Source organism: Glaciecola sp. HA4-3, from assembly GCF_055693685.1.
This window is the reverse complement of record NZ_CM146340.1, coordinates 357460-376823: the sequence shown is the minus strand read 5'-3', so window position 1 is coordinate 376823 and position 19364 is coordinate 357460. Positions and strand designations below refer to the sequence as shown.

Annotated in this window: 11 protein-coding genes, 1 tRNA gene and 3 pseudogenes; all 15 read right to left on the bottom strand. The window is 41.4% G+C overall.

Translation table 11 applies throughout. The features are described from left to right. Nucleotides 1-16 precede the first annotated feature (16 nt). Entirely contained in the window at nt 17-2119 is a 2103-nt protein-coding gene (fusA, locus tag ACZ1G6_RS01790; RefSeq protein WP_472617803.1) for an elongation factor G, read from the bottom strand. A gap of 171 nt (nt 2120-2290) precedes the next feature. Next, complete coding sequence (rpsG, locus tag ACZ1G6_RS01785; protein ID WP_472617802.1) at nt 2291-2761, bottom strand: 30S ribosomal protein S7; 471 nt, start codon at nt 2759-2761, stop codon at nt 2291-2293. 73 nt (nt 2762-2834) lie between these two features. Next, on the bottom strand, nt 2835-3209 hold the full coding sequence (gene rpsL / locus ACZ1G6_RS01780) for a 30S ribosomal protein S12 (protein ID WP_472617801.1): 375 nt from the start codon (nt 3207-3209) through the stop codon (nt 2835-2837). Between the two features lie 303 nt (nt 3210-3512). Continuing rightward, nucleotides 3513-7720: pseudogene (gene rpoC, locus ACZ1G6_RS01775) on the bottom strand (DNA-directed RNA polymerase subunit beta'). Between the two features lie 80 nt (nt 7721-7800). After that, a pseudogene (gene rpoB / locus ACZ1G6_RS01770) lies at nt 7801-11830 on the bottom strand (DNA-directed RNA polymerase subunit beta). Between the two features lie 332 nt (nt 11831-12162). Then, nucleotides 12163-12534 carry a 50S ribosomal protein L7/L12 gene (gene rplL / locus ACZ1G6_RS01765; RefSeq protein WP_472617800.1) on the bottom strand — a complete coding sequence of 124 codons (372 nt, stop codon included), beginning with the start codon at nt 12532-12534 and terminating at the stop codon, nt 12163-12165. A 53-nt stretch (nt 12535-12587) separates the two neighbouring features. Beyond that, nucleotides 12588-13106 carry a 50S ribosomal protein L10 gene (gene rplJ / locus ACZ1G6_RS01760; RefSeq protein ID WP_472617799.1) on the bottom strand — a complete coding sequence of 173 codons (519 nt, stop codon included), beginning with the start codon at nt 13104-13106 and terminating at the stop codon, nt 12588-12590. Between the two features lie 327 nt (nt 13107-13433). After that, complete coding sequence (gene rplA / locus ACZ1G6_RS01755) at nt 13434-14132, bottom strand: 50S ribosomal protein L1 (RefSeq protein WP_472617798.1); 699 nt, start codon at nt 14130-14132, stop codon at nt 13434-13436. 4 nt (nt 14133-14136) lie between these two features. Then, on the bottom strand, nt 14137-14565 hold the full coding sequence (rplK, locus tag ACZ1G6_RS01750) for a 50S ribosomal protein L11 (RefSeq protein ID WP_472617797.1): 429 nt from the start codon (nt 14563-14565) through the stop codon (nt 14137-14139). Between the two features lie 149 nt (nt 14566-14714). Beyond that, on the bottom strand, nt 14715-16319 hold the full coding sequence (locus tag ACZ1G6_RS01745) for a GGDEF domain-containing protein (RefSeq protein ID WP_472617796.1): 1605 nt from the start codon (nt 16317-16319) through the stop codon (nt 14715-14717). Nucleotides 16320-16329: 10 nt separating this feature from the next. Further along, nucleotides 16330-17568 (bottom strand): porin, encoded by a 1239-nt coding sequence (locus ACZ1G6_RS01740; RefSeq protein ID WP_472619026.1) that lies wholly within the window; start codon nt 17566-17568, stop codon nt 16330-16332. Between the two features lie 31 nt (nt 17569-17599). Next, nucleotides 17600-17995: a type 2 periplasmic-binding domain-containing protein gene (locus ACZ1G6_RS01735; protein ID WP_472617795.1), complete on the bottom strand. Its 396-nt coding sequence runs from the start codon at nt 17993-17995 to the stop codon at nt 17600-17602. A gap of 232 nt (nt 17996-18227) precedes the next feature. Continuing rightward, a pseudogene (gene nusG / locus ACZ1G6_RS01730) lies at nt 18228-18765 on the bottom strand (transcription termination/antitermination protein NusG). Nucleotides 18766-18767: 2 nt separating this feature from the next. Further along, entirely contained in the window at nt 18768-19145 is a 378-nt protein-coding gene (gene secE, locus ACZ1G6_RS01725) for a preprotein translocase subunit SecE (RefSeq protein ID WP_472617794.1), read from the bottom strand. A gap of 51 nt (nt 19146-19196) precedes the next feature. Then, nucleotides 19197-19273: transfer RNA gene (locus ACZ1G6_RS01720), tRNA-Trp, on the bottom strand. Nucleotides 19274-19364: the final 91 nt, after the last annotated feature.

The following is a 19364-nucleotide window of genomic DNA, read 5'->3' as shown; positions in this document are numbered from 1 at the left end:
GGACCGAATCAAAAATTTACATGCGTTTTGCGATGATAGCTTGTGCTACGTTATTCGCCGCTTCCGCATAATTAAAAAACTCCATCGAATATGACGCTCTGCCTTGTGTCGCTGAACGCAAAGCAGTGGCATATCCAAACATTTCTGCAAGAGGCACTTTAGCACGCACTATCTTAATGCCTGCGACACCTTCTTCCATTCCTTCGATAAGTCCTCGACGACGATTTAAGTCGCCGACAACATCACCCATCCAATCTTCTGGAGTGGTTACTTCTACTTGCATCATAGGCTCTAGAAGGACTGGATTCGCATCTTGCGCCCCCTGCTTAAAACCCATCGACGCTGCAATTTTAAACGCCATTTCAGAAGAGTCAACATCATGGAAAGATCCATCATACAACGTGACCTTGATATCCAACATCGGATATCCAGCTAAAACACCGTTTTGCATTTGTTCTTCACAGCCTTTTTCCACAGCCGGAATAAATTCTTTTGGTACTGAACCACCCACAATCTCATTTACAAAGCTAAAGCCTGCACCTTCTTCTTGTGGTTCCATTCGTAAATAAACATGTCCAAACTGCCCTTTACCACCTGACTGGCGAACAAATTTGCCTTCTGCTTCTACTTTATTACGAATAGTTTCGCGATAAGATACTTGTGGGTTACCCACATTACAAGAAACATTAAATTCTCGTTTCATTCTATCGACAATGATATCTAAATGTAGCTCACCCATACCAGAAATAATTGTTTGCCCCGTTTCAATATCGGTGTGCACCTTAAACGAGGGATCTTCTGCTGCTAGTTTACTTAACGCAATACCCATTTTTTCTTGGTCAGCGGTTGACTTTGGTTCAACTGCTATCGAAATCACCGGATCTGGGAAATCCATTTTTTCTAAGGTGATAACACTATTTGGATCACACAAGGTTTCCCCTGTGGTAACGTCTTTTAGCCCTATTGCAGCGGCAATATCGCCTGCATAGACTTCTTTCAACTCGGCACGGTCATTTGCATGCATTTGAACAAGTCTGCCAATGCGTTCTTTTTTTCCTTTGATTGGGTTATAAACAGCATCGCCCGTTTTAACAACGCCAGAATAAACCCTAAAGAATGTAAGCGTGCCAACAAAAGGATCAGTAGCAATCTTAAAAGCTAGGCCAGCAAAAGGTTCATTATCGTCAGAGTGACGTTGAGCTTCTGTTTCTTTACCATCATCTAACACGCCAGTAATGGCTTTTACTTCTGTTGGTGATGGCAAGTATTCAATCACTGCATCTAGTACTGCCTGTACGCCTTTATTTTTAAACGCTGACCCACATGTCGCTAAGACAATTTCATTGTTTAGGGTGCGCGCGCGCAAACCAGATTTTATTTCATCTTCGCTTAATTCTTCGCCATTAAGGTATTTATCCATTAACTCATCGTTTGCTTCAGCAGCAGCTTCAACCATATCCATGCGAAACGCTTGTGCTTTTTCTAGATGATCACCTGGAATATCTTCGTAGGTAAATGTCGCGCCTTTATCGGACTCGTTCCAATTGATTGACTTCATTTTTATCAAATCAATTACGCCACGAAATTCTTCTTCGCTGCCGATGTTTAGCTGAATTGGAACACAGTTAGCACCAAGGCGCTTTTTGATTTGATTAACGACTCTTTCAAAATCAGCACCAGCTCGGTCCATCTTATTAACAAAAACCATACGAGGTACTTCGTATTTATTAGCTTGGCGCCACACTGTTTCAGATTGTGGTTCTACACCTGATGATCCACAAAATACAACAACAGCTCCGTCTAGCACTCGCAAAGAGCGTTCAACTTCGATAGTAAAATCTACGTGTCCTAGTGTATCAATTATATTGATACGATGTTGGTCAAATTGTTGTTGCATGCCCGACCAAAAACAAGTGGTGGCAGCAGAAGTAATCGTAATACCTCGTTCTTGCTCTTGTTCCATCCAATCCATCGTAGCCGCACCGTCATGTACTTCGCCAATTTTGTGCGAAATACCTGTATAGAACAATACACGCTCAGTAGTAGTGGTTTTACCCGCGTCTACATGCGCAACAATGCCTATATTTCGATACTTTTGAATTGGCGTTTTACGAGCCATTTTATCCTCAATGAATCATTTCTAATATAAAAACTAATCCTGTTAGTGTCGGTAATCAATTGTACGTGCCAACAACTATCGTCACTTACTGGGTTAATTCTCAAGTCTTAAATCGCAAAACAGCCTGTCTTTTACAGACAGACTGTTACAAGTGTATGACGTAAAGTCAGACTACCAACGATAATGAGCAAATGCTTTGTTAGCTTCTGCCATACGGTGAACGTCTTCACGTTTCTTAACCGCACTACCTTTGTTGTCTTGCGCATCAACCATCTCAGCAGCTAAACGCTGAGCCATTGATTTCTCGCCACGCTTACGTGCCGCTTCAACCATCCAACGCATACCTAAGGCATTACGACGAACTGGGCGAACTTCTACTGGAACCTGATAAGTAGAACCACCAACACGACGAGATTTAACCTCAACTGTTGGACGGATGTTCTCAAGTGCATCTTCAAATACATCTAGGTGTGGTTTGCCGGTTTTTTCAGCAACAATATCTAGGGCACCGTATACGATTTTTTCAGCGGTTGATTTCTTGCCGTCGAGCATTACGACATTCATAAATTTTGCAAGCAACTCTGATCCGAACTTAGGATCTGGTAGGATTTTACGTTGACCTACGACTCTTCTTCTTGGCATCTTAATTCTCCGTGGAATTCAGGGGTTTCCCAAAACTCTAATTTAATAGTTTGGCCTTACTAACGGAGAACCGTTAAGACTTAGGCCTTTTAGCGCCGTATTTAGAACGGGCTTGTCTACGATCGCTAACACCTGAACAGTCAAGCGTACCGCGAACTGTGTGATAACGAACACCTGGTAAATCTTTTACACGACCACCGCGGATAAGTACCACGCTGTGCTCTTGTAAGTTGTGACCTTCACCACCAATGTATGAAGACACTTCAAAACCGTTTGTTAAGCGAACACGACATACTTTACGCATGGCCGAGTTTGGCTTCTTTGGAGTGGTGGTATATACACGAGTACATACTCCACGACGTTGTGGGCAAGCTTGTAAAGCAGCTACGTTAGATTTCTCTACCGGCTTTTTACGAGGCTTACGCACTAACTGGTTAACTGTTGCCATTAACTAGCTCCTGATTAAAACTATAATACCCAGTATTAATTTACTTGGGCGCGAAAATGAAAACTTTAAGTAATTGTAATACATACAGTTTTCTTGCTCTTAACCAAACAAACACCTTTGTGTTAGACAAGGAAGTGCTAATTTGGGTCGCGAAATGGTATAGATCATTTGTATGTATGTCAAGCAGGTATTGGCTTCAGGGGTATTTAATCAAGACTTTTTTTAGCAAAAAAAAACGGATTCTTAATAAGGTATTTTACCCTATGAGAATCCGTTTTATCTAGTAAAGACTTTTGCTAATAATTAAGCGTCGTCTTCGCCAGCGTTTAGTGCTTCAGCAAGTTGTGCCTGCGCTTCTTCAGCAGAGACCGAAATTTGCTCTTCCAACATAGCCGCTTTTCTTGCAGAGCGTTTTTGGTGATAAGCAAAACCAGTACCAGCAGGTATTAAGCGTCCAACAATTACGTTTTCTTTTAGACCACGTAAATCGTCTTCTTTTCCTTGAACAGCGGCCTCAGTAAGCACTCGCGTTGTTTCTTGGAAAGATGCAGCTGAAATAAAGCTTTCGGTAGATAGTGACGCTTTAGTAATACCAAGTAACTGAATTTCGTAAGTAGCCGGGATTTTACCCGCTTTTTCTAACTCGCGATTTGCAATTTTAACTTGTGAAACTTCTAGCTGTTCACCTTCTAGGAAAGTAGTATCGTCAGGGTTAAGAATCAAACACTTACGCAACATCTGACGTATAACTACCTCGATATGCTTGTCGTTAATTTTAACACCTTGTAGGCGGTAAACTTCTTGTACTTCGTTAACAATATAATTTGCAACAGCGCTCACACCACGTAAGCGAAGAATATCATGTGGAGACTCAGGTCCGTCAGAAACAACTTCGCCCTTCTCTACAGATTCTCCTTCAAATACGTTGAGTTGTCTCCATTTTGGAATCATCTCTTCGTATGCACCATTGGCGTTCAAGTTAACAGTAAGCTGCGCTTTACTATCTGCTTTTGGTGTAATAGTAAGACGTTTTTTACCTTTCGTTTCCTTACCAAAACCAATAACACCTGAGATTTCAGCTAATATAGCTGGCTCTTTCGGTTTACGCGCTTCAAATAAGTCTGCAACACGAGGAAGACCACCAGTAATATCACGTGTTTTCGAACTTTCTTGAGGAATACGTGCAAGTACATCACCTTCACTAGCTGTTTTACCATCGATTGCTTCGATCGTAGTAAAGCTTGGTAAGCGAATTTCTTGCAATGCACCACTTTCACTCTCAAGAATAAGTTTTGGTTCTTTCGCATTTGCTTTAGAAAGATCCTTCACAACAACACGTGCAATACCCGTCAACTCATCTTGTTGAGTTTCTGTATTAGTATCATCAATATCAGCAAACGTGATCTTAGATGGACGCTCAGTGACTATTGGGTGACTGTGCGGATCCCATCCAGCTACGATATCGCCTGCATTTATAGCAGCGCCATCATCAACTGATAATGTACAACCATACGGTACTTTATAACGCTCTTTTTCACGACCTTGGTCATCAATTACAGTCAATTCAGTTGAACGAGAAACTATCACTAGTTTTCCATCTGTATTACGGACTGATTTAGCGTTATGTAACTTAAGTGTACCAGTGGTTTTAACTTGTACGTTATTCTCAGCAGATGCTCTAGATGCCGCACCACCGATGTGGAAAGTACGCATTGTAAGCTGTGTGCCATAGGTTCACCGATCGACTGTGCTGCAATAACTCCAACAGATTCACCAGACCCAACCATATGGCCACGCGCTAGGTCACGACCGTAACACTTAGCACACACACCATGGTCGTTGTCACATGTAATAACTGAACGCACAACTACTTGGTCGACAGAATTTGCTTCAAGCATGTCTACCAATTGCTCATCAAGTAGTACGTTTCGCTCAACAAGCACTTCGTTTTTAGTGCCTGGTTTAATTACATCTTCAGCAACAACACGTCCTAGTACACGTTCACGCAATGGCTCAACAACGTCACCACCTTCAATAAGCGGTGTCATTTTTACCCCTTCGAAAGTGCCACAATCATCATTAGTGATAACGAGATCTTGTGCAACATCTACCAAGCGTCGCGTTAAGTAACCAGAGTTGGCCGTTTTAAGCGCCGTATCTGCCAAACCTTTACGCGCACCGTGAGTTGAAATAAAGTACTGTTGTACGTTCAAACCTTCACGGAAGTTAGCGGTAATTGGCGTTTCGATAATCGAACCATCTGGTTTAGCCATCAAGCCACGCATACCAGCAAGCTGACGAATCTGAGCCGGGCTACCACGAGCACCAGAATCGGCCATCATATAAACTGAGTTAAATGAGGCTTGCTCTTCTTCCTTACCATCACGATTGATAACAGTCTCTTTTTCAAGATTTTCCATCATCGCTTTAGCGACTTTGTCATTTGCGGTTGACCAAATGTCGATTACTTTATTATAGCGCTCACCAGCGGTAACTAGACCAGAGTTAAATTGCTCTTGGATTTCAATTACTTCTGCTTCTGCGTCTTCAATAAGCTGCTTTTTACGCTCTGGGATAACCATATCATCGATACCAACAGAAGCACCTGCGATCATTGCATAATGGAACCCTGTATACATGATTTGGTCAGCCGCGATAACGGTGTCTTTCAAACCAAGCGTACGGTAACAAGCATTCAATAAGTTAGAAATTTCTTTCTTCTTCATTGCCTTGTTAATAATTTCAAAAGGTAAGCCTTTAGGCAGCATCAAAGAGAAAATAGCGCGCCCAACCGTAGTATCAGTCAAGGTCACTTTCTCTACCTTTGAACCATCTTCAGCTACATCGTACTCGGTAATACGTACTTTTACGCGAGCATGTAGTTCAGCAGATTCAGTGCGGTAGGCTTTTTCAGCTTCGTGTGGGCTAGTGAACACCATTCCTTCGCCTTTACCATTAACACGGTCACGCGTCAGGTAATAAAGACCCAATACAACGTCCTGTGAAGGTACGATAATAGGTTCACCGTTTGCAGGTGATAGAATGTTGTTCGTTGACATCATCAAAGCTCGAGCTTCAAGCTGTGCTTCGATAGTCAAAGGAACGTGAACAGCCATTTGGTCACCATCGAAGTCGGCATTATAAGCCGCACATACTAATGGGTGCAATTGAATAGCTTTACCTTCAATTAGAGTAGGTTCAAATGCTTGAATACCAAGTCTGTGAAGTGTAGGTGCACGGTTTAATAAGACAGGATGCTCACGAATGACTTCGTCAAGAACGTCCCATACTTCCGGAGCTTCACGTTCTACTAATTTCTTAGCCGCTTTTATTGTAGTTGCAAGACCACGGCCTTCTAATTTTCCATAAATAAATGGCTTAAATAACTCAAGTGCCATCTTCTTGGGTAAACCACACTGGTGTAAACGCAATGTAGGACCAACGGTAATTACAGAACGACCTGAATAGTCAACACGCTTACCAAGTAAGTTTTGGCGGAAACGGCCCTGCTTACCTTTGATCATATCAGCAAGTGACTTTAATGGGCGCTTGTTTGAGCCTGTGATGGCACGACCACGACGACCGTTGTCAAGCAAGGCATCAACTGCTTCTTGAAGCATACGCTTTTCATTACGTACAATAATGTCTGGAGCAGCTAAATCTAATAGACGCTTCAAACGGTTGTTACGGTTGATGACGCGGCGATACAAATCATTCAAATCTGATGTAGCAAAACGACCACCATCTAGTGGTACTAATGGACGAAGCTCTGGTGGCAGTACCGGTAACACTGTCAAGATCATCCACTCTGGCTTGTTGCCAGACTGTTGAAATGATTCTAATAGTTTTAAACGCTTAGTAATCTTTTTACGCTTAGTTTCTGACGTTACGCTTGGTAATTCTTCACGCATTGTAGAAACATCTGCATCAACATCTAGCTCTTTTAGCAATTCGAATACAGCTTCTGCACCCATCTTTGCTTCAAACTCGTCACCATGTTCTTCTAATGAATCTAAGTATTCTTCTTCGTTTAGTAGGCTACCACGCACAAGCTCAGTCATGCCAGGTTCAGTCACTACATATGATTCAAAGTATAATACACGCTCAATATCACGAAGCGTCATATCAAGCATCAAACCGATTCTTGATGGTAATGATTTTAAGAACCAAATATGTGCAACTGGACTAGCAAGTTCGATGTGACCCATACGTTCACGACGTACTTTTGTTAATGTAACTTCAACGCCACATTTTTCACAAATAACACCACGGTGCTTAAGGCGCTTATATTTACCACATAAACATTCATAGTCCTTTACAGGACCGAAAATACGCGCACAAAATAAACCGTCGCGTTCTGGTTTAAATGTTCGGTAGTTGATCGTTTCAGGTTTTTTAACTTCACCAAACGACCATGATCTAACCATGTCTGGTGACGCAAGACCGATTTTGATGTTATCAAATTCTTCTGTCTTGTGTTGTTGTTTAATAAACTTTAATAAGTCTTTCACATTTCTCTCCCAACGGAGTCTTTATTCACAGGCCTAACAGAACACTGTTAGGCCAACCTGTAGGTTTGCCTTATTAAGGCTTACTGCTCTTCTAGTTCGATGTTGATACCTAACGAACGGATTTCTTTCAACAATACGTTGAATGACTCTGGCATGCCATAGGCTCCATTCTATGGTCTCCATCAACGATATTTTTGTACATTTTAGTACGACCGTTGACATCATCTGACTTAACAGTAAGCATCTCTTGCAAGGTATAAGCAGCACCGTATGCCTCTAGTGCCCATACTTCCATCTCACCGAAGCGCTGACCACCAAATTGTGCTTTACCACCAAGAGGTTGCTGTTTAACAAGGCTGTAAGAACCAGTAGAACGAGCATGCATTTTGTCATCAACTAAGTGGTTGAGTTTCAACATATACATGTAACCCACAGTTACAGGACGCTCGAATGAACGGCCAGTACGGCCATCAAACAAGGTTATTTGCCCTGATGCTGGGATATCAGCTAACTCAAGCATTTTCTTGATTTCGCTCTCGGTAGCACCATCAAATACTGGTGTTGCTACAGGTACACCTTTACGTAAATTATCAGCAAGACGTTTGATCTCGTCATCACTAAAGTCATCTAAGTTAACTTCCTGATGTGACACGCCTAACTGATATACTTCTTTTAAGAAATCACGTAATTTTGCTATTTCTTGCTGTTCTTTAACCATCCGGTCGATTTTCACACCAAGACCATGTGCAGCCATACCCAAATGAGTCTCAAGGATTTGACCGATGTTCATACGTGAAGGTACACCTAGTGGGTTGAGTACAATATCAACCGGTGTGCCATCTGAATCATAAGGCATGTCTTCAACAGGTTGGATAGTCGAGATAACACCTTTGTTACCATGACGACCAGCCATTTTATCACCCGGCTGAATACTACGCTTAACAGCTAGGTATACTTTAACTATTTTAAGTACACCTGGGGCTAAGTCATCACCTTGTGTGATTTTACGACGTTTAGTTTCAAACTTTTTATCAAAATCAGCTTTGATTGCTGCAAATTGCTCCGCATTCTGGTCAAGCTCATTTTGTGAGTCTTCATCTTTAAGTGCAATATCAAACCATTTTTCGCGAGGCATGCTATCAAGCTTAGCTTGGTCGACGCCTGACTTTTGAAGTAATGATAGGGCTCTGGCGAAAATACCGTCAGCTAGAATATCAAACTCATCCGTTAAGTCTTTTTTAACTTCACGTAATTGCAGATCTTCAATCTCTAATGCGCGTTTGTCTTTTTCTACACCGTCTCGGGTAAAGACTTGTACATCAATAACTGTACCAGTAACAGAGTTAGGTACACGCAATGACGTATCTTTCACATCAGAGGCTTTTTCGCCAAATATTGCTCTTAGTAGTTTTTCTTCTGGTGTAAGTTGCGTTTCACCTTTTGGCGTAACCTTACCTACTAATATATCGCCGCCTTTAACTTCTGCACCAATATATACCACACCAGATTCATCTAATTTACCTAATGCTGATTCACCAACATTTGGAATATCTGCACTGATCTCTTCAGGACCTAATTTGGTATCGCGCGCGATACAGCTTAGTTCTTGAATATGGATAGTTGTGAATCTATCTTCTTGAGCAACTCGCTCAGAAATTAGAATCGAATCCTCGAAGTTGTAACCATTCCAAGGCATAAATGCGATACGCATGTTTTGCCCTAGTGCAAGTTCACCTAAATCAGTTGACGGGCCGTCGGCCAGCACGTCACCCATTTTAATTGGGTCACCCACGTTACAAATTGGACGTTGATTGATACACGTGTTCTGATTCGAACGCGTGTATTTTGTTAAATTGTAAATGTCGATCCCAGCTTCACCAAGGCGTCATTTCTGACTCATGTACCTTGATAACGATACGAGATGCATCGACATAGTCGACCGTTCCGCCGCGTTTTGCTACCACGGTTACACCTGAATCAACAGCAACAGTTTTTTCCATCCCCGTACCAACAAGAGGCTTGTCAGCGCGCAGCGTCGGAACTGCTTGACGTTGCATGTTTGAGCCCATTAATGCACGGTTAGCATCATCGTGTTCAAGAAACGGGATAATACTTGCAGCGATTGAAACGATTTGTTGTGGAGAAACATCCATATAGCTAATGTCTTCTTTTTTCACCAATACGTTCTCACCACGTTGACGACATGCAATCAAATCGTCAACAAGCTTATTCGTACCATCTAGGGCAACGTTAGCCTGTGCAATCGCAAATTGACCTTCTTCGATAGCAGACAAATATTCAATCTCATCTGTTACCAAGCCATTTTCAACTTTACGATATGGTGTTTCAAGAAATCCGAAATCATTTGTTCTAGCGAAACTAGACAATGAATTGATAAGACCAATGTTTGGTCCTTCAGGAGTTTCGATTGGACATACACGGCCATAGTGAGTTGGGTGTACGTCTCGAACTTCAAATCCAGCTCTTTCACGTGTCAAACCGCCAGGACCCAATGCAGAAATACGACGCTTATGCGTCACTTCAGAAAGCGGGTTGTTTTGGTCCATAAACTGCGATAATTGGCTTGAACCGAAAAACTCTTTTACTGCCGCAGAGATAGGTTTAGCGTTTATTAGGTCTTGAGGCATTATCGCATCAAGGTCACCCAATGATAAGCGCTCTTTAACAGCACGTTCTACACGTACTAAGCCAACTCTAAATTGGTTTTCTGCCATTTCGCCAACAGAACGAATACGACGATTACCTAAATGGTCAATATCATCGACTTCATCTTTACCATCACGGATAGTAATAAGCTGCTGCATGACAGAAATAATATCTTCTTTACCAAGAGTCCCTGCACCGGTGCTTTCTTTGCGACCTAAGCGACGGTTGAACTTCATACGACCAACGGCAGATAAATCATATCTATCTTCAGAGAAGAATAAGTTATCAAACAGATTTTCAGCTGCGTCTTTTGTTGGTGGCTCACCAGAGCGCATCATTCTGTAGATTTCAACAAGCGACTCCAAGCGATTATTCGAAGGGTCAATATTGATGGTATCTGAGATGTAAGAACCGTGATCAAGTTCGTTTATATACAATGTATTGAACTCTTTGATACCTGCTTCTTTAAGCGTGGTCAGTAATTCAAGTGTTAGTTCTTGATTAGCTTCAGCAATGACTTCGCCAGTACTTTCATCGATATACGCTTTATCAAGTACTTTACCAATGAGATATTCAGCTGGTACTACAAGCTCTTTTACCTTTGCTTTAGCAAGAGCGCGAGTATGTCTAGCTGAAATACGACGTCCAGCTTCTACAAGCACTTCGCCTTTTTGGTCTAAAATATCAAACTGAGCAGTCTCACCACGTAATCGGTCAGCAACTACATCCATCATGTAGTTATCGCCATTGATACGAACAGAAACTTTATCGAAGAATACATCAAGTATCTCTTCAGTACTCATATCAAGTGCACGCAAAATGATAGTCGCTGGAAGTTTACGACGACGGTCAATACGCACAAATAAGTTATCTTTAGGGTCAAATTCAAAGTCTAACCACGAACCACGGTAAGGAATAACGCGAGCGTTATATAGTACTTTACCAGATGAGTGAGTTTTACCTTTGTCGTGATCAAAGAAAACACCCGGCGAGCGGTGTAATTGAGAAACGATGACTCGCTCAGTACCATTGATAACAAAAGTACCATTGTCAGTCATTAATGGGATTTCACCCATATACACTTCTTGCTCTTTGATGTCTTTTACAGTACCTGGAGCAGCCTCTTTATCAAACAAGACTAGTCTTAATTTGACGCGCAAAGGTGCTGAATAGGTGACGCCTCGAATTTGACATTCTTTAACGTCAAATACTGGCTCGCCTAAGCGATAAGCAACGTACTGTAATTCAGAATTACCAGAGTAACTCTTTATTGGGAACACCGAACGGAATGCAGATTCTAGGCCGTATTGACCTTCTGGGTCCTGATCGATGAACTTTTTAAATGAATCCAGTTGTATTGAGAGAAGGTATGGAATTTCCAATACCTGAGGGCGCTTGCCAAAATCCTTACGGATACGTTTTTTCACTATAAGAGTAAACCATGGGTTCCTCAGCCGACTGATTTTTGACCCAACTTGCTACGCTATTGTTTGTGCTCACACAAACTCTTCCAGCTAAGGCTTATTTTAGCCGAAAAATAGATGTAACAAACTTCCAGTACCCTTTTATTGCTAGGGTTTAGTATAAAGTGTAATCGATTTTAGCCGATAAAGCTTAATAATCATTCACTTATCCATACTAATGCTAGCGTAATATTACGAATAAAGGGAAAAAAATTCGCAATAAAGTTTCTTATTTGCTATAGCGCAAAAAGGCTGATGATTAAAAATCATCAGCCCAGACCTTATAGAAGGCCAGTAAATAGCCGTAGCTAATTACTTAACTTCAACTTCAGCACCAGCTTCTTCAAGCTGCTTCTTCAGTTCTTCTGCTTCGTCTTTTGATACACCTTCTTTTATTGCTTTAGGTGCAGACTCTACCACTTCTTTAGCTTCTTTCAAGCCAAGACCGGTAGCGCCACGTACAGCTTTGATTACAGCAACTTTGTTACCGCCAAATGAAGTAAGAACTACGTCGAATTCTGTCTTCTCTTCAGCTGCTTCTGCTGCTGCCGCTGGACCAGCTACAGCTACAGCTGCAGTTGCTTCAACACCAAATTTTTCTTCAGCTGCTTCAATCAACTCTACCAATTCCATAACTGGCATTTCAGCGATTGCGTTTAATATATCTTCTTTTGTTAGAGCCATTTCTCTAAACTCCTGGGTATAATGTTAAAAATTCAAATTGCCAAAAACGCCAATTACTTGGTGTCTTTGATCGCCGCCAATACACGTGCAAACTTGGTAGGTACTTCGTTAATTGTTTGAACGAATTTCCCAACCGGTGCTTTAAAGGTAGCAAGTAGTTTAGCTAATGCTTCGTCTCTAGTAGGCAATGAAGCCACTGCATCCAATTTCTCTGGACCCAATAAACCACTACCAATCGATAACGCAGTTACATTTAATTTATCGTTTTGCTTTGCGAAGTCTTTGAAAAGACGCGCAGCACCGCCAGGTGCTTCAATAGAAAAACCATAAATCAATGGACCCGTTAACGCAGAGTCGATATCAGCAAACTTACTGTCAGCTAATGCACGCTTTGCAAGAGTATTTCTAATCACTTTTAGATATACGCCTTGCTCACGAGCCTTAACACGAAGGTCAGTAAGCTCAGATACTTCCATACCACGGTATTCAGCGACGGCAACAGATAGAGCACGAGATGCGACGTCGGATACTTCCGCTACGATCTCTTTTTTTGCTGCTAAGCCTAGTGCCACTGAGTTCACCTCTTTTATTTCTGATAATCATCATTTTAAGATTCATATCAGGTTTACAGATTGATACGTCCACGCTTCTCAACGCTTAGTACCGCACTACGGTGTTCATGTCCCAGAGAGTCTGGGTTTGAATTCACCGTCTGCGCAGGTACGTATTAAGACTTATAATTCTACATTTGTAGGGTAGAAGGTCTCTTAGTTCTTCTAATATAAGTCGCCTGCGGTCTTGGACGAGAGTTGCACGTTTCTTCGCTATTTAGCGCTTAACTAAACCAGTGATTCAACGACAACTCTTACCCACAACCTTTTACAAGAGAGATAAGCTATTTAGCCTTCGCTAATAGTACCTTGGTCGACCGTAATACCGGCGCCCATAGTAGTACTTAAACTTACCTTTTTAATATATGTGCCTTTAGCAGATGAAGGCTTTGCTTTACGCAATGCATCCATTAATGCTTCAAGATTCTGTTTAATCGCATCTGATTCAAATGCAATTTTGCCGATACTAGCGTGAATGATACCGTTTTTATCATTGCGGTATCTTACCTGACCAGCTTTGGCGTTAATAACTGCTGTTTTGACATCTGGTGTTACCGTACCGGTCTTAGGGTTTGGCATAAGGCCGCGTGGACCTAAGATTTGTCCTAACTGACCAACGACACGCATTGCGTCTGGGCTAGCAACAACAACATCAAAGTTCATTTCGCCTTTTTTGACCTGCTCAGCAAGGTCTTCCATACCAACAATGTCAGCACCCGCTTCTTTTGCAGCTTCAGCATTTGCGCCTTGAGTAAACACAGCAACACGTACGTCTTTGCCTGTTCCGTTTGGTAGCACAGTAGCGCCACGAACATTTTGGTCAGATTTACGAGCATCGATACCAAGATTTACTGCAACATCAACGCTTTCAGCGAATTTAACTGTCGAAAGCTCTTTGAGTAATGAAACCGCTTCTTCAAATGTATATTCTTTAGTCGAATCTACTTTCTCGGCGATGGCGCGAGCGCGTTTTGATAATTTAGCCATTCTCTTATCCCTCTACCTTCAAGCCCATACTACGAGCAGAGCCCGCAATAGTGTTTACTGCTGCATCCATATCAGCTGCAGTTAGATCAGGTTCTTTCACTTTAGCAATTTCTTCTAATTGCGCGCGAGTGACCGTACCTACTTTTTCAGTATTAGGACGACCAGAACCACTCTTGATACCTGCTGCTTTCTTAAGCAAATAAGACGCAGGTGGCGTTTTTGTTTCGAAGGTAAAAGAACGATCTTCATATACCGTGATAACTACAGGTACAGGAGCGCCTTTTTCTAATGACTCTGTTTTAGCGTTAAACGCCTTACAAAATTCCATTATATTTACGCCGTGTTGACCTAATGCAGGACCAACCGGTGGACTTGGGTTTGCTGAACCAGCAGCAACTTGTAGCTTGATCAAGCCAGTAACTTTCTTTGCCATTGTTTTAAGCTCTCTATTTTGTGGGTATAACGCCTTGAGAATACAGAGAATATCCTCTCAAACGGCTTCCCGTACATAAAAAAGGGCGCAAATTATATGCTTTGAACAATTATTATGCAAGCGTATTCTTGCACTGAAAGGTAAATTAATTAGCTTGATGTGGCTAGTTTGCGGATAGTGTAATTATTCCTATTAGTTTGCTTGGTATCATACATCAGTTCATCAGCATCGTTTATTAGGGTTTCAATAGGGTAATCCTGAGTCTGCTCATTATCATGAATATAGTCTTCGACTGAGATGATACCGATGCTGGCCCCAACATTTACCTTCAACGAGCTTGTCACCTTGATATCGGATTGAATAGTGTTAAGTATCACACTGGCGGTTTTTTCAAGCTCTTGAACTTTGGCACATACCATTCCAATAAGGAATTCATCCCCGCCCCAACGAATAGCAACACTCATCTCTTGTGGTATGGCACTTGCGATTCTCTCGCTTATCGTTGTTAAAACAGCGTCACCTGCATCATGGCCATGTTGGTCGTTTACCGGCTTGAAACTGTCCAAGTCAATCATCATTAAAGCAAAGTATTTACGCTTTTGCTTAGCTGTTGATAAAAGTGATTGAAGCATTTTTTGACCTGAGCGTCGATTCATAAGGCCAGTAAGCGAATCGTGATCTGCTTCATAACGCGCTTGTAATTCTCTTTGTTTTCTGTCGGTTACATCATAAACAATTAATTCAATTAATTGTTCGGTGTCTTCTCTGCCACTGGCTCTTTGGTCGTCTATTAATGAAAATAAACAATGTAAAAAACGTTTTTTGTTTAAGTGTGTGCTAACTAAATCAATTTCTACTTGTTTTAGTTCTGGGTTATCAACAAGTAATTTTATTTGATTTTGGACGGCGCTTATCGAGTCAAAATACTGAAATAAAGGCTTACCGGTCACATCCTCGCTAAATAGCTCGTTTAAAGCAGGATTAGCAACTGACACTATTCCGTACTTCGATAACAGACAAATACCAGCCGTTGCTTTCTCAAACACTAATCTAAATCTTAGCTGAAGCTCTTCAGTTGTTTGCCTAAGCTTTTTTTCGCTTGCGAATTGTTGCTGCAAACGACTGATCAACAGATTAATATTTTTAATTAAAAAACTCACCTCATCACGCCTTGTATACGCAATCGACATGACTTTCATATTTTCAGGCGACTTTACGTCTAATTTTCTAGACGCTTTTGCAACATTAATGATTGGTCGCAGCAAGTTATATTGAATCAAAAAGCCAACAACGACAGTAGTGATAATGCTTAGTAATATTAAAGACATTGCGCTTTGAAGACTTTGCTCTCTTGCGCGCGTTTGAATGAACCTTAGGTCAGGGAATACTTGCAAAAAACCAATTACCTCACTTTGAGTAAATGGGTTATCAAGTTGCAACCTGATCCCGCTTCTTATTTGTTCAACATTGCCCGCCTTGATGACTTGTGCACCATCGTAAAATATAATCTCAGCACCGGCAATTAAGTCATTATCCACCAAGCCCATGACAATCTCATTGGCTAATTCGGTATCACCAATATATGCTGCTATTGCACTTGTACGTGTGCTGCTTTGAGCAAATTGTGTCGCGAGTTGTTCGCTTTGATCCAGTAAATCGTTTTGTTGATTATAGTAAGTAAATGTCGCAAAGACGCTCGATAGCGCAATCGAGATGATGCCAATAATTAAACCAATTCGTAGGGAAAGATTCACGCTTAACTACTTAAAACGTCGTTGTAAAACTAATGCTGGTGACGTTCAAATCAGTTTTATCAGCAAGTGCAGGGAGGTCATTATTTAAAGAAAATAAACCTGTACCAAACTCGTCAAATTTGAAATGATCAAACTGTGCTTTTACAGACCAATTAGCATGAAAATCCCATCTTATGCCCAAGCTTACAGAGCGTTGGCTCACTGAGGCTCCACGAACAACAACATCAAGTGGCTCTAGCAATTCACGTAAGGCAAATGCTGCAGCGCTTGGTAATACTTGTTGAGCTCTTTGAAAATCGATGACTTCAGGTGACTCTTTTCGTTTTGCCATTGCAAACACAACATAAGGAGTCACATTATTCACTACTGTGGAGATTGACAGATAAGCTGATTCAGAGGACTTTGCGATACCGTAGTCGCCATCGTAACTTGAGTATTCAGCAATCACTTCAGTGCGCCCAAAATTATACTGCCCGCCGACGGACAAATAACTAATATCGTCAGATTCGGGAATAATGGTTTCAACGGCCTCCTCTACAAATGGCACAAAAATGCTTGGTACTAATGAGGGTGTAACAAGCACCTCTTGGTCACCAGTAAAAGCAACATCTTGAATGTTCGCGCTAAAATAAGCAGCTTGAACCCGCCAATCAATAGACTGCATTTCTACACTAACACCAAAGACATCGTTGTAAGACACTCTGAATTTACCTCGACCGCCACTGGAATTATCGTCATTACGAATATCGCTGCTTCCAGTAGATGCGCCAAACTTTATAACGCCAAAATCTGTTTCTTTAGTATAACTTGTTTGCGCACCGTTCATATTGCCCAAGGAACCAGCTAGCGAGTACATCTCAATAGGAGAGCGTACCCATGTAAGCACATGCCCTACATAGCGTGAATCTGTATATAAATAGCTGTTAGCAGAGAAACGACCCGCTCTGATAGACCAACTTCTATTCATCTGATACCGAACAAACGCTAATTCAAGATAATTACTTATGCTGTCGTCTAACCTATCTTGTATAACAACTTGTGCTACCGCATCAAATTGATCATTAAATTTAATATTACTTTGCAAGCCCAAAATGCTATCCGACAACACCGAAAATCCTTCGCTAGTATCATTAATTAAGGAGGTTCGATACGTCACGTTATCACTATCAGAATGGGTCAAAGTTAGGCTTGCGAATCCGTTAAAACTCACCTCTGGAGAAGCGTAAGTAATGCTTGTTGGCGCAATCACTAATAGGCAAATATAAAGCCAATTCTTGCAATTAAAATGTGAAAACAATTTTCATCTCCGGAGTTATTTGGTCAAGTGGCATGTAAGCAAGTCCATTTTCGTTGTCACGTAACATAAGAATAAGTGCACCTTGTGATTCAGCTGAAATAGGAGGAGTTGCGCGACCAGAAAAAAGTAGACGGGACCAATAAGCTTTGATTTTTCGTTCATTTTTGCCAACTAAGGCTAAATAAAAATCCTGCTTTGTTGGATGCCCATCAGGAAAATCATAAGCTTGCACATTTCCACCATCAGGAAAAGAGCTAAACCGTCCCATGTAAATATCAACAACTTCTTTTTTACTTAGCTCAGAAATTGGATTAGCAGCATTGACCACCACCACGATCTGCTTTGCTGCTTGAGAGTAACTACTTGATGCCGAAAACAAACAGAAACACATAGCTAACATCAACAAAGATGCTTTGCCAAACTGCTTTATGTTGTATTTATCGTATAACGATTTGATAAGATGGCTTCCTCACTTCAACCCCAATACCTTTATCGGGCTTGTGTGCAATATCTTTAGTATAGAAGCTCTTTGTTTTGTTGCCGTAAAATAAACGTATCAATATAAAAAAACCGACCATAAGGTCGGTTTTTTTGGGGATCTATCAGAGGGTTTAGCCTTTTTCTACCTTAGCCAAACTCCAACTCGACGGGTGTCGAACGTCCGAAAATAAGAACCGATACTTTCAAGCGACTCTTTTCGTAGTCTACTTCCTCGACCACGCCATTGAAGTCAGCAAATGGACCATCAGTGACCCGTACTGCTTCACCTGGTTCAAATAAGGTCTTAGGTCTTGGTTTATCAACTGACTCTTCTAGCCTATTTAATATTGCATCAGCTTCTCGTTGAGTAATTGGCATAGGCCTGTCTGATGTGCCACCGATAAAACCTAATACGCGAGGAATACTTTTTACTAAATGCCAAGAATCTTCGTTCATTTCCATTTCGACTAGTACGTAGCTAGGAAAAAACTTACGCTCTGATTTACGTTTTTGACCAGCGCGCATCTCAACTACTTCTTCTGTCGGAACCAAAATTTCACCGAAGAAGTCTTCCATACTGTGCATTTTAATATGCTCTTCAAGTGTCTTTTTTACGCGACCTTCGTACTGTGAAAATGCTTGAACAACATACCATTTTTTATCAGCCATGTTTACACTCCGATACCGGTAACTAGACCAACAACCCAAACGATGATCATATCAATAATATATAATGCTAGTCCTACAAGCGCAGTAGCAGCTAAAATAATGAGCGTCATTCTTACCACTTCTTGACGAGACGGCCATACGACTTTGCGTACTTCGGTTCGCGCATCTTTAGCAAATGTTAAAAATGTTTTGCCTTTGAATGTTGTGCTAGCAATCCCAAGTGCAATAACCACCACAGCAACTGCAGCTAAGGCTCTATATAAAACAGAGATGTCTTGAAATTCGTTATAGGCATAAATTAGCCCGCCTAACATTGCAACAACTAAGACCCACTTTACTAAATCGAGGGGATTAGATACGTTTTCAGCCTTATCACTCATTGGTGTTACCTATATATACACAGCACTTTTGCTGTACCAAACTTCAAAAAATGGCAGGGGCGGAGGGACTCGAACCCCCAACCGTCGGTTTTGGAGACCGCTGTTCTACCAATTAGAACTACACCCCTTTTGTAAGTTATTAATGGCGCAAACCCTATCTCAGCTTTGACCATTCATTCACTTAATTAACAGTTACACTACCCTTGTGAGTTACTATTC

Bases quoted from the DNA above. Each gene is read 5' to 3' on its own strand.
- fusA (WP_472617803.1), bottom strand. From the start codon at position 2,119: ATGGCTCGTAAAACGCCAATTCAAAAGTATCGAAATATAGGCATTGTT.
- rpsG (WP_472617802.1), bottom strand. From the start codon at position 2,761: ATGCCAAGAAGAAGAGTCGTAGGTCAACGTAAAATCCTACCAGATCCT.
- rpsL (WP_472617801.1), bottom strand. From the start codon at position 3,209: ATGGCAACAGTTAACCAGTTAGTGCGTAAGCCTCGTAAAAAGCCGGTA.
- rplL (WP_472617800.1), bottom strand. From the start codon at position 12,534: ATGGCTCTAACAAAAGAAGATATATTAAACGCAATCGCTGAAATGCCA.
- rplA (WP_472617798.1), bottom strand. From the start codon at position 14,132: ATGGCTAAATTATCAAAACGCGCTCGCGCCATCGCCGAGAAAGTAGAT.
- rplK (WP_472617797.1), bottom strand. From the start codon at position 14,565: ATGGCAAAGAAAGTTACTGGCTTGATCAAGCTACAAGTTGCTGCTGGT.
- secE (WP_472617794.1), bottom strand. From the start codon at position 19,145: ATGAGTGATAAGGCTGAAAACGTATCTAATCCCCTCGATTTAGTAAAG.